The organism is Bradyrhizobium sp. USDA 4516 (assembly GCF_054055915.1).
This window is the reverse complement of record NZ_JBSRXT010000001.1, coordinates 6,880,191-6,891,899: the sequence shown is the minus strand read 5'-3', so window position 1 is coordinate 6,891,899 and position 11,709 is coordinate 6,880,191. Positions and strand designations below refer to the sequence as shown.

9 protein-coding genes are annotated in these 11,709 nt (G+C 65.0%); 5 read left to right on the top strand and 4 right to left on the bottom strand.

Annotated elements, in window-relative coordinates:
* Nucleotide 1: 1 nt before the first annotated feature.
* Nucleotides 2-1,021 (bottom strand): transporter, encoded by a 1,020-nt coding sequence (locus ACVI1L_RS31400; protein ID WP_456784660.1) that lies wholly within the window; start codon nt 1,019-1,021, stop codon nt 2-4.
* A gap of 142 nt (nt 1,022-1,163) precedes the next feature.
* The gene (locus tag ACVI1L_RS31395) at nt 1,164-1,949 is read right to left on the bottom strand and encodes an acetoacetate decarboxylase (RefSeq protein WP_456784659.1); all 786 of its coding nucleotides are present in this window, start codon (nt 1,947-1,949) and stop codon (nt 1,164-1,166) included.
* Between the two features lie 221 nt (nt 1,950-2,170).
* Here ACVI1L_RS31395 and ACVI1L_RS31390 point away from each other — a divergent pair, with 221 nt between their 5' ends.
* Nucleotides 2,171-3,334: a patatin-like phospholipase family protein gene (locus ACVI1L_RS31390; protein WP_456784658.1), complete on the top strand. Its 1,164-nt coding sequence runs from the start codon at nt 2,171-2,173 to the stop codon at nt 3,332-3,334.
* 109 nt (nt 3,335-3,443) lie between these two features.
* On the opposite strand, the gene ACVI1L_RS31385 is transcribed toward ACVI1L_RS31390, so the two are convergent.
* A complete protein-coding gene (locus tag ACVI1L_RS31385; protein WP_057019749.1) occupies nt 3,444-5,003 on the bottom strand; it encodes an acyl-CoA carboxylase subunit beta in 1,560 nt (519 codons plus the stop codon).
* The gene (locus ACVI1L_RS31380; protein ID WP_057019748.1) at nt 4,933-5,907 is read right to left on the bottom strand and encodes an IclR family transcriptional regulator; all 975 of its coding nucleotides are present in this window, start codon (nt 5,905-5,907) and stop codon (nt 4,933-4,935) included. Before ACVI1L_RS31380 ends, ACVI1L_RS31385 begins: the two co-directional genes overlap by 71 nt.
* A gap of 129 nt (nt 5,908-6,036) precedes the next feature.
* Between ACVI1L_RS31380 and ACVI1L_RS31375 the strand changes: the two genes are divergently transcribed.
* The 4 genes from ACVI1L_RS31375 (at nt 6,037) to glsA (ending at nt 11,664) form a co-directional block, all read left to right on the top strand.
* Complete coding sequence (locus tag ACVI1L_RS31375; RefSeq protein ID WP_076826552.1) at nt 6,037-6,258, top strand: acetyl-CoA carboxylase biotin carboxyl carrier protein subunit; 222 nt, start codon at nt 6,037-6,039, stop codon at nt 6,256-6,258.
* A 153-nt stretch (nt 6,259-6,411) separates the two neighbouring features.
* Nucleotides 6,412-7,575 (top strand): TAXI family TRAP transporter solute-binding subunit, encoded by a 1,164-nt coding sequence (locus ACVI1L_RS31370; protein WP_057019746.1) that lies wholly within the window; start codon nt 6,412-6,414, stop codon nt 7,573-7,575.
* A gap of 143 nt (nt 7,576-7,718) precedes the next feature.
* A complete protein-coding gene (locus ACVI1L_RS31365) occupies nt 7,719-9,782 on the top strand; it encodes a TRAP transporter permease (RefSeq protein WP_057019745.1) in 2,064 nt (687 codons plus the stop codon).
* Between the two features lie 22 nt (nt 9,783-9,804).
* Nucleotides 9,805-11,664, top strand: coding sequence for a glutaminase A (glsA, locus tag ACVI1L_RS31360; protein ID WP_456784657.1), 1,860 nt, complete (start codon nt 9,805-9,807; stop codon nt 11,662-11,664).
* The last annotated feature ends 45 nt before the right edge of the window (nt 11,665-11,709 follow it).

The following is an 11,709-nucleotide window of genomic DNA, read 5'->3' as shown; positions in this document are numbered from 1 at the left end:
GCTATTTGACGATGCCGAGCCGCCGCATCAGCAGATAAGCCAGCAGCGCCGACCCGATCAGAAGGCCGGCCGCAACCAGGAACCCGCTGTCGACGTCGGTCAACGGCAATCCCTTGGTGTTCATGCCGAAGATGCCGGTGACGAGCGTCGGCGGCAGCAGCATCATGGTGACGACGGACAAGGCATGGAGGTGCTTGTTGCTCTCCTCCTCGAGCTTGAAGCGCAGCTCCTCCTCGAGCAGGCGGCTGCGCTCGTGGAGTTCGACGATATCGTGGTCGAGACCGTCGAGCCGCTGCGCGAGCTTGCCGGCCTGCAGCCGCAGCGCCGGGCTGAGATTGTCGGTGTTCTTCTGCTCGAGCCGGTGAAACAGCACGCGCAGGCCGGCGAGCTGGCGATGCAGTCGCACACAGGTGCGGCGCATCCGGCTCAGATTCTTGCGCAGCTCCGATCCGGTATCCTCGGCGAGCACCCGCTCCTCGATCGCATCGATATCGGTGCCGATCTTGTCCGCCATGCGGTCCATGGTATCGGCGATCTCGTCGACGATCTTCTCCAGCAGCGCCGCGACGCTGCCGACGCGATGGCCACCCTCGAGCACGCGGCGCGTCGCATCGGCGGAGCACAGCGCCTGATGGCGGCCGCTGACCAGGAGGCGTTCGGTCATCGCAAAGCGGAGAAAGCCGGTCTCCCGGGTCGCGGCGTCGATATCCCGCACCAGATCGGAAAACACGCCGTAGACGCAATTGTCGACGACGTGGATCTGCTGGAAATTGTCATTCGACAGCAAGAGGTCCCGCGCCAGCTGCGGGATGTGCATGTTGGCGAGCCATGCCCGGGTGCGGACGTCGGTCAGGTTGAAGTGCAGCCACAGCCTTCCGTCATGGCTCGGCTCGATCGGCGCATCGATCGGAAGCGCCTCGGCACGGCCGTCGTGATACAGGCGGAACGCCCAGACCAGACCGGGGACCGCCTCGCGGGTCAGCAGCGACCCGACCGGAGCGGGAGGTGGATCAGCCAGCATGGCCCGCCCCCAAGGCAATCGATAACGCAACCGCGCGAAATGACATGTTCAAGGCCTCGCCCACGCGCAACGCTGAGCAAGCGCGTCCCTTCGACGGAACATAGGAGGACGCGCCTGTTACAGTTTTATGTCAGCGACCGCCCTACTCCGCCGCAAGACCGGTCGGCGCCGCCGCCTCCGCGGCCTCCTTGTTGTAGTCATGCACGACGCGGCCGAACGGCAGCGTCAGATCGGCGAGGAAGTGGTGCGCGCCGACGACACGCTTGACCGGGAAATCGGCGACCGGTGCATTGACATGCGGCACCAAATGCAGCCGGCCCGGTCCGATCCAGGAGCCCTTGACGACGATGTCGGTCAGGTTGATCGCGACCAGCTGGCAGACCTCGAGATGCCCGTCGACGCCGGGGATCATCTTCAGATTAACTTGCGTCTTCGACAGCGTGGCGCGGGTGACGTCGCCATTGCCCGCCATGCTCTCGTGCTTGTAGCCCATCGTGCCCATCGCAACGAGCTGGCCGGCATATTCCAGCGTGCCGGTCAGCGTGTCCTTGACGATCTCGAGCTTGGGATGAGCGTACTTCTTTGGAAAGCCCCAGATCTCGCGGCCGGCCGCGATCGGCGGATCGTCGTCGAGGTACATCTGGCAGACGAAGTTGACCTCTTCGCCATGCAGGCGCGCAGGGATCACGAGGCCGGACTCGGTGTAGCTGCCGAAGCCGGAGCTGTCGGGCATCTTGATCCATTCGTAATGCACGAACGCCTGCTCGATCGGCTCCAGCGGCTCGGGCAGGCCGGCGCGGATCAACTCCGGATCGGTCTCATAGGTCATGACGAGGAATTCGCGATCGATGAAGCGATACGGACCGGCGGGATAGCTCGGGCCGGCGGCCGGCATCGACGGAAGCTTGAGCAGATATTCCCTGCGCATCGCAATAACCCCCTGTTTGAAAAGTTTGCCCGAAAGCTAGCGGCCGAGATTGACAGCGATGTGAGGAATTTCCGTCAGGCGCATGACCTGCGTTTCGTGGTGGAGCCCAATGCTAACCATGCAGGCGGGCATGCCGGATGCGCCGTGCGCGGGCGCCGCAATTGTCATCACGGCGTCATCGGCGCGCTGAATTCTCGCCGCGAATTTTTGGAGTGTCTGATATGGACGCGCGAACCCCGCATTTCGACAACATCGATCACGCGACGCCGGGCTGGCGTCCGGAAGGCTGCGATCGCGTGGCCCTGGTCCTGCAGGGCGGCGGCGCACTCGGCGCCTATCAGGCTGGCGTCTATCAGGCGCTGCATGAATCCAACATCGAGCCCGACTGGGTCTGCGGCGTCTCGATCGGCGCGATCAACTCGGCGATCATCGCCGGCAATCCGCCCGAAAAGCGGCTGGAGCGGCTGCACACATTCTGGGATCGCATCACCAGCCGCAAGATCTGGCACTACACCCCGGACGGCGACGTCTTCCGCAAGGCGCGCAATTTCACCAGCTCATGGCTGACGACCACGCTCGGACAACCCGGCTTCTTCACCCCGCACCAGGCCAATCCGTGGTTCAGCCCGGCCGGCGCGCGCACCGCCACCAGCTACTACGACACCACGCCGCTGCGCGAGTCCTTGCTCGAGCTGGTTGATTTCGACCGCATCAATTCCAAGAAGACACGCTTCGCGGTCGGCGCAGTGAACGTGCTGTCCGGCAACTTCATCTATTTCGACAATGCCCATGACGAGATCATTCCCGAGCACATCATGGCGAGCGGCGCGCTGCCGCCGGCGCTGCCGATGGTGAAGGTCGGCACCGATCATTTCTGGGACGGCGGCATCGTGTCCAACACGCCGCTGCAGCATCTGCTCGACCAGGAAGACAACATGAATTCGCTGGTGTTCCAGGTCGACCTGTTCTCGGCGCGCGGCGCGCTGCCGCGGGACATCCAGGACGTGATGGCCCGGCACAAGGACATCATGTATTCGTCGCGTACCCGCTACAACACCGACGTCTATCGCAAGACCTACAATCTGCGCACCGCCCTGCACAATGCGCTGGGAAAAATCCCCGACGATCAGCTCTCGGACGGGGAGCGCCAGCTCAAGAAGGCAAACGCCCGGTTGCCGGGCATCACGCTGTTGCAGCTGATCTATCAGCAGAAGGCCTATGAGGGCGACGCCAAGGACCACGAATTTTCCGGCACCTCGATGCGCGAGCACTGGGTGAGCGGGCACGAGGACACCAAGCGCTCGCTGAAGCGGCGCGAATGGATCAAGATGCCCGAGAACGGCATGGGCATCGTGATCCACGACGTGCATCGGGAGGCGGAGTAAATAAGGCCGTCATTGCCGGGCTTGACCCGGCAATCCATCCCGCTTCGGATGACTCATTCGATGGATGCGCGGGTCAAGCCCGCGCATGACGCGTTGAGTCTGAGGGCCCTTACGGCCGCGTCGACATGTTGCTCGGCGGACCAGCCTTGCGGATCGGTTCGGCGAGGCGCGCGAACTCGCAGAGCAGCGAGCGCGTCTTGCGCGGATCGATCACCTCCTCGACCCAGAACTTCTCGGCCGAGCGGAATGGCGAGCGCAGCTTGTTGAGGCGATCCTCGATCTCGCGCAGTTTGGCGGCGGGATCGGCGGCCGCATCGATCTCGGCGCGATAGGCCGCCTCGATACCGCCTTCGAGCGGCAGCGAGCCCCAATAGGCCGACGGCCACGCATAGCGCATCGAGAAGCGGTTGGCCGGCTGATGCACCACGCCGGCGACGCCGAAGGCGTTGCGGATGATGATGGTGCACCACGGCACCGTGCTCTGGTTGACCGCCGCCATCGCCCGCACGCCGTGGCGGATGGTCGCCGTCTTCTCCGCCTCGAGCCCGATCATGAAGCCCGGGCAGTCCATCAGATAGACCACCGGCAGATGGAAGGTCTCGGCGAAGTCGACCCAGCGCACTACCTTCTGGCAGGCGTCCGCGGTCCACGAGCCGCCATAGTGGAACGGATCGCTGGCGAGCAGCAGCACCGCCCTGCCCTCGATCCGTGCCAATCCGGTGATGATCGGGCGGCCGAAATTGGTGCCGACCTCAAAGAACGAGCCCTTGTCCACGACGGCATCGATGATCGGCCGCATCTTGTAGACCTGCCGGCGGTTGCGCGGCACGGCGGTGAGCAGCGATTCCTCTGCACGTTCCGGATCGTCGGTGCAGGGAATGGTCGGCGGCAGGTCGTAGACCGACGACGGCAGATAGGACAGGAAACGCCGCGCATAGTCGAACGCCTCCTCTTCGGTCTCGACGGCCTGATCGATCGCGCCGGCGCGGGTCTGGATGTCGGCGCCGCCGAGCTCTTGCTTGGTCAGATCCTGACCGAGGCGCTTCACCACCGGCGGGCCGGCGACGAACATCGCGGAGCTCTTGGTCATGACCGAGTAGTGCGTGGCGGCAAGCCGCGCGGCACCGAGGCCCGCGACGGAGCCGAGCCCGAGACCGACCACCGGCACGCGGGCCAAATTGGCGGTCGTGTACCAGTACCAGCGCGTGCCGCCGACGCCGCCGGGCAGATTGGCGGCGCCCCTGGTCTCGATCGTCTTCACCGAGCCGCCGCCGCCGGAGCCCTCGATCACGCGAACGATCGGCAGGCGAAAGTCGTGCGCCATCTCCTCCGCCATCAACGGCTTGGCGGAAATCGATGCATCCGCCGAGCCGCCGCGCACGGTGAAGTCGTCGCCGACCACGACGACGGTGCGGCCGTCGACCCTGGCGCGGCCGAACACGCAGTTCGCCGGCGTCAGGTGCTTGAGCTCGTTGCTCTCGTCATATTCGGCGATGCCGGAGATGGCACCGACCTCGTGAAAGCTGCTCTGGTCGACGAGCTTGTCGATGCGCTCACGAACCGTGAGCCGGCCCTGGTCGCGTTGCCGCTTGACCTTGTCAACGCCTCCCATCTCCCGCGCGAACGCTTCGCGGCGGGCGAGGTCGTCGAGTTCCGGCTTCCAGTTCATTCACTGCTCCCGTCTTGAGGATTTTGTTGTTGTTATGGGCGGTCACCGGAAGCGACTTGCGCTCGATCCGATTGCTGAAGATGTCGCCGTCGGCGCCTTCGAGCAGGCTGCCGAGCGCGGCCGCGAGCTCGACCATTTGCGGCGCGACCTCGCGATGCAGCCGCGCCTCGTCATACATCGCCGAGAGTAGGCCGATCGTGGTGACCACATAGGTCTGATACTGCGGCGACCACAGCGGCACCGCGACGCCGTTGATGTGCGGGCTCCACAGGCCGCAGGCGACGACGTAGCCGTGCTCCTGCAAATGCCGGCGGTTGGCCTCGATGCGCGGCGTCAGCATCTTGGCGCTGTCGGGCAATTCGCCTTCCATCTCGGCGATCAGCGCGTCGCCGACCGCGGGATCGAGCGCGGCCGTGTAGGCGTGGCCGGCCGCGGTGGTCGCCATCGAAATCCGGCTGCCGGTGGCCTCATGCAGGCCCAGCGCGTTCGCCGCGCGGGCGAACTCCAGATAGACCAGATGAAAGCGGTCGGGGATGACGAAGCCCACCGTGCCGGGCAACTGATCGGCGACATCCTGCAGGCGCAGCCGGATCAGATTGCGCAACTGCAGCCCCTTCATCATCGTGGTGCTCATCGCGACCGCGCTCGGGCCGATGCGATATTTCTGGTCGCGCGGCAGATAGACGAGCTGTCCCATCCGCGTCAGCGTGTGTGTCAGTCGCGACACCGTCGAACGCGGCAGGCCGCAGCGGTTCGAGATCTCGAGATTGCCGAGCCGGGCCTCGTGCCCCTCGAAGCACCGCAACACATCGAAGGCGCGCGACACCACCTGGATGACATCGCCATCGCCTGTCTCGCTGGCGAGCATTCCCTGCCTGCTAAGCCGTTCCGAGCGCCTTCCCATCTGTTTGGCTCCATTCCGTCCTGCGGAATAAAATTCCACTTGCAGAAGAAGCTACCTCAGGCAATCTGCCGCCACAACAAAAAGCCGTTCGCCGGATGAAATTTCCGCAAGACGGTATCGGAGAGTGGAATGCCAGAGATCAAGGTTGTGACCGAAGTTGCCGGGCGCGTTTGCGCGCTTCCTGTCGAGACCGGCAGCAGCATCGGCAATGGCGACGAGATTGCGTTCGTCGAAGCGATGAAGATGGAAATACCGGTCACGTCGACGACAGCAGGCAAAATCAAGTCGATTCTGGTCAAGATCGACGATGTCATCGCCGAAGGCCAGGCGGTCGCGATCGTCGAGACCTGAGATCCCACCCCTGCCATCCGGCCGCGACAATCTGTCCGGTGATGCAGCGGCCGAAATCGCCGGCTTGCGCCGGAGGTAGCGTTGCCATCGCCGGATCACGATGCAATCATCCCGCCCGGAAAAGTTTCGCACAGCGAAACAAAGGGAGGAATTATGATCCATCGGCTGATGGCGCTCGCGCCTGCCGCTCTTGCCGGCATTTCGATCTTCGCTGCCCTGCCCGCCTCCGCCGAGGACATCAAGCTGCCGCCGACCATGGCGGTGACCGCCTACGACACCGGCACCGCCGGCTTCAACATCGCGGTCGGCGTCGGCAAGATGATGAAGGACAAATACGGCACCGACGTCCGCGTGCTGCCGGCCGGCAACGACGTCGCGCGGCTCGCGCCGCTGCGCGCCAAGCGCGCGGTCTCCTCGGCGATGGGATCGGGGACCTATTTCGCGCAGGAAGGCGTGTTCGAGTTCGGCGCCAAGGAGTGGGGCCCGCAGCCGCTGCAGCTCATGCTGTCGTCGGTCGACTGCAATTGCGGCGCGCTTGGCGTGGCAGCCGATGCCGGCGTCAAGGAAATGAAAGACCTTCGCGGCAAGCGCGTCGGCTTCGTGGTCGGCTCGCCGGCGCTGAACCAGAATTCGCTCGCGATGCTCGCGTTCGGCGGCCTCACCCAGAAGGACGTCAAGATCGTCGAGTTCGCAAGCTATGGGGCGATGTGGAAAGGCCTGATCAACAACGACACCGATGCCGCCTTCGGCACCACGATCACCGGCCCCGCCAAGGAAGCCGAGACCTCGCCGCGCGGCCTGATGTGGCCGCCGCTGCCCGCCGACGACAAGGAAGGCTGGGCACGGGTGAAAAAGGTCGGCTCGTTCTTCTTCCCGCAAACCGCAACCTGCGGCGCCGGCATCTCGCCGGACAAGCCGATCCAGCTCGGCAATTACCCCTACCCGATCTTCGTCGCCTATGCGGCGCAGCCGGTCGACCAGATCTACGCGATCACCAAGGCGATGATCGTCAACTACGACGCCTACAAGGATTCGGCGCCCGGCGCCGCCGGGCTCGGCGCCGACCGGCAGACCAAGAACTGGGTCGTTCCCGTGCATCCCGGCGCGGTGAAGGCGCTCAAGGAAACCGGCCACTGGAGCGACGAGCAGGAGGCGCACAACAACACGCTTTACAAGCGCCAGGAGGTGCTGGCCGCCGCCTGGACGGATTACGGCAAGTCGAGCCCGCCGTCGGACGACAAGGCCTTCCTCGATGGCTGGATGAAGGCGCGCGCTGCCGCGCTTGCGAAAGCCAATATGCCCAATGGCTTTGAGTGAGACCCGCCAACGCGCGATGAGATCGCGTTAGTCGTCATCGCGCTTGCGCCCGTTTGAGCATGGTGCTTCCGGAAAACCGCTTCGCACTTTTCCGGATCATGCTCTAGGCTACGGGCAAAACGGACAACATTGGGGGATGCGTAATGCCCGAGAACGCCGCGGCTGCGCCTGCGAAAAGAATCGAGTTTGAAGATCCGCATGCTGGTCTCGACAACCTGCAGGAGGCCGAGGTCACGCGCGTGCGCACCCTGCGCGGGGTGTGGCGTTGGGCGCTGGTGGTCGCAACCGCCGCAACCATCCTGCTCTGCATCAACCAGCAGTTCTCGCTGCGCTTCTTCATCGACTACACCCAGCTCAACACCGAATATTTCTATCTCTTGATCGCGCTGATGCTGCCCTTCACGTTCCTGATCTTCCCCGGATCGGAGCGCGCGCCGCTGAACCGCATTCCCTGGTATGACCTCGCGCTTGCCGTCGCGACCTTCGCCGCCTCGATCTGGCTGATGCTGAACGTGCGCAAGGCGGCGCAATATGGCTGGGAGTCCGACGGCGCCCCGAGGAATGTCATCATCGCCGGCCTGGTGATGTGGGTGATGCTGATGGAGGCGCTGCGCCGGACCGGCGGCTGGAGCCTCCTGCTCAGCGTGCTGCCCTTCACCGTCTATCCACTGTTCGCCGAGGCCAGCTGGCTCGGCCCGTTCCGCGGCTCGCAGCTGACGCTCGACCAGACCACGGCCTATCACGTGCTGTCCGGCGAGAGCCTGCTCGGCATTCCGATCCAGGCCTTCGCCGACACCGTAATCGGCTTTTTGGTGTTCGGCACCGCGCTGATGATGACCGGCGCCGGAAAATTCTTCATCAACCTCGCCTTCGCGCTGTGCGGCACGTTCCGCGGCGGCGCCGCCAAGGTCTGCATCTTCGCCTCCGGCCTGCTCGGCATGATGTCGGGCTCGATCGTCTCCAACGTGCTGACCGCCGGCACGATGACGATCCCGGTCATGAAGAAGAGCGGCTTCCGCGCCTCCTATGCCGGCGCGATCGAGGCCTGCGCCTCCACCGGCGCCGTGCTGGCGCCGCCGGTGATGGGCGCCACCGCGTTCGTGATCGCGCAGTTCCTCAATATCAGCTACGCGGAGGTCGCGGTGGCCGCGATCATCCCTGCGGCGCTCTACTATGTCGGCCTGTTCATGCAGGTCGATTCCTACGCCGCGCGCCACGGGCTGAAGGGCATTCCGCGCGCCGAGCTGCCGCGCGTGATGGATACGATCAAGGACGGCTGGTACTACGTCTTCGTGATCGCGCTCCTGATCGTGATGCTGCTGTATTTCAAGCGCGAAAGCCACGCGCCGTTCTACGCCACCGCGCTGCTGCTGGTGCTGAACCAGATCTTCTCCAAGGAGAGCCGCTGGACGCTCGGGACGATCGCAAAATTCCTCGAGGTCAATGGCCGCACCTTCGTCGAGCTGGTCGGCATCCTCGCCGGTTGCGGTCTGCTGATCGGCGCGTTCTCGATGACCGGCGTGGTGTCGAGCCTCGCCAACGATCTGTTGACGCTTGCGGGCGACAACGCGTTCCTGCTGCTCGTGATGTGCGCCTTCACCAGCCTGATCCTCGGCCTCGGGCTGACCACCACCGCCTGCTACATCTTCCTCGCCATCCTGGTTGCGCCCGCGCTGGAGAAGCTCGGGCTGAACCGGATGGCGGTGCACATGTTCATCTTCTATTGGGGCATGCTGTCGTCGATCACGCCGCCGGTGGCGATCGCCTCCTTCGCCGCGGCCGGCATCGCCGGCTCGCCCGCGATGAAGACCGGATGGGAATCGATGTGGGTCGGCAGCATCATCTATTTCATCCCGTTCTTCTTCGTGCTGAACCCGGCGCTGGTGATGCAGGGACCGAGCCCCTATCTCGCCGGCCTCGGCCTGATGGCGCTCGCGGCCTGCGGCACGCTGTTCATCTGCGGCGGCATCCAGGGCTATCAGGCCTTCGTCGGCGACCTCCGCGGCGCCGGTGCCCTGGAATGGCCGCTCCGGGTGCTGCTGGTGATCGGCGGCTTCGTGCTCGCGACGCCCGGCGGCGGCATCAACCCGCTGTCGCAGCTGCAGGTGTCGCTGCTGGGGGTCGCGATCCTCGCCCCGACGGTGTTGATCGCCTTGATGCTGGTCCGCCGTCAGGCGCTGGTTCCGAACCAGTTGCGCGCGCCCTGATTGCGATGCACAACAGGAGGCGATGAAACGATCGCCTCCTCCCGTCACCGCCACCACCACGGCCTGGTCCAGCTCGAAGCCGCCGCTGCTGCGGTTTCTGCACACTTGTTACGCAGACTTCCTGCCGGAGGCCGCGGGCGCCGTTGCCGACTACATCCCCGAGCTCGGCAAGGCCGACCCTGCCCATTTCGGCATCAGCCTGGCGACGCTCGACGGCCACGTCTACGAGGTCGGCGACACCAGGGTGCCGTTCACCATCCAGTCGATGTCGAAGCCGTTCGTGTTCGCGCTGGCGCTGGACACGCTGGGCGCCGAACGAGTGGAAAGCGTGATCGGCGTCGAGCCGTCCGGCGACCCCTTCAACTCGATCCGGCTCAATGCCGAGAACCATCCGTTCAATGCGATGGTCAATGCCGGCGCGATCGCCTGCTCCGGCCTGCTCCACGCCGACAAGGGCGACGGCGCGTTCGACTACATCCGCCAGGCGCTCGGCCGCTTCGCCGGACGTGAGCTCGATATCGACGAGGCGGTCTATGCCTCCGAGAGCGCCACCGGCGACCGCAACCGGGCGATCGGTTATCTGCTGCGCACCAACAGCGTGATCACCGAGAACGTGCCTGCGGTGCTCGACGTCTATTTCCGGCAATGCTCCATCCTGGTCACCGCACGCGACAGCGCCGTGATGGCGGCGACGCTCGCCAATCGCGGCATCAACCCGCTGACAGAGGAGCAGGTGGTGACGCCCTACGCCATCGCGCGCACGCTATCGGTGATGACCTCGTCGGGCATGTACGACTATGCCGGCGAATGGATCTACCGCGTCGGCATTCCCGCCAAGAGCGGCGTCGGCGGCGGCATTCTGGCGGCACTGCCGGCGCGGCTCGGGCTCGGCAGCTATTCGCCAAAACTCGACAAGCACGGCAACAGCGTGCGCGGCATCAAGGTGTGCGAGACGCTGTCGGCGCATTACGACCTGCATATGCTCAACCGCAGCGACGACGCACGCCACAGCATCATCGCCGACTACAATATCGGCAAGAACCCGTCGCGGCGGGTACGCCGGCCGCAGGAGCAGGAGATCCTGGCAAGGCACTTCCAGGAAGTCCGCGTGATCGAGCTCGTCGGCACCCTGTCGCTCTCCAATGTCGACTATGTCTCGCGCCGCCTCGCCGGCAGCCCGCGGCCCGAATTCGTGATCTTCGATCTGCGCCGCGTCACCTCGACGACCCGCGCCGGCGCAAGGCTGGTGGCCGAAGCTTTCCAGGAGCTCGCCGAGCTCGGCGTCACCGTGATCCTGTCCGGCATCAAGCGGACCTCGCGCGAATGGGCCACGATCAGCGAGTGGACCAGGCGGCTCGGCAATATCAGAGATTTCTATCTGCTCGACACCGCGATCGAGTGGGCCGAGGACCAGATCGTCTACCGCTATGGCGGCTCGATCGACTTCCTCGAGACCACGGAGCTTTCCGAGCAGCCGCTGCTCACCGGATTGAGCGAAGCCGAGATCGCCGATCTCACCTCGCTTTGCACGGTCCGGACCTACCAGCAGAATGAAAAGGTCATCGCCGCGGGCAGTGAGGCCACCTCACTGTTCTTCCTGCGCAGCGGCGTGGTTCACGTCACCCTGCCGGACGGCATCCGGCTCGCGACGCTGACTGCCGGCATGGCGTTCGGCGAGATGGCGCTGCTGGAGCCGAAGCGGGTCGCGGACGTGGTCGCCGATATGTCGGCGACCACCTACGAAGTGACGATCGAGGATTTCGAGCGCTTCCGCGAGCGACATCCGCGCGCCGGCGAGCGGATCATGCGCAACCTCGCGCAGATCCTCGCCGAACGGCTGATCCTGGCGAATGCAAAGGTGGATCTGCTGACGTCGGGGTAGGTCTCTCTGTTCTCCCTCTCCCCGCCCTTCGCGGGGAGAGGGTCG

Bases quoted from the DNA above. Each gene is read 5' to 3' on its own strand.
- ACVI1L_RS31400 (WP_456784660.1), bottom strand. From the start codon at position 1,021: ATGCTGGCTGATCCACCTCCCGCTCCGGTCGGGTCGCTGCTGACCCGC.
- ACVI1L_RS31395 (WP_456784659.1), bottom strand. From the start codon at position 1,949: ATGCGCAGGGAATATCTGCTCAAGCTTCCGTCGATGCCGGCCGCCGGC.
- ACVI1L_RS31390 (WP_456784658.1), top strand. From the start codon at position 2,171: ATGGACGCGCGAACCCCGCATTTCGACAACATCGATCACGCGACGCCG.
- ACVI1L_RS31385 (WP_057019749.1), bottom strand. From the start codon at position 5,003: ATGAACTGGAAGCCGGAACTCGACGACCTCGCCCGCCGCGAAGCGTTC.
- ACVI1L_RS31380 (WP_057019748.1), bottom strand. From the start codon at position 5,907: ATGGGAAGGCGCTCGGAACGGCTTAGCAGGCAGGGAATGCTCGCCAGC.
- ACVI1L_RS31375 (WP_076826552.1), top strand. From the start codon at position 6,037: ATGCCAGAGATCAAGGTTGTGACCGAAGTTGCCGGGCGCGTTTGCGCG.
- ACVI1L_RS31370 (WP_057019746.1), top strand. From the start codon at position 6,412: ATGATCCATCGGCTGATGGCGCTCGCGCCTGCCGCTCTTGCCGGCATT.
- ACVI1L_RS31365 (WP_057019745.1), top strand. From the start codon at position 7,719: ATGCCCGAGAACGCCGCGGCTGCGCCTGCGAAAAGAATCGAGTTTGAA.
- glsA (WP_456784657.1), top strand. From the start codon at position 9,805: ATGAAACGATCGCCTCCTCCCGTCACCGCCACCACCACGGCCTGGTCC.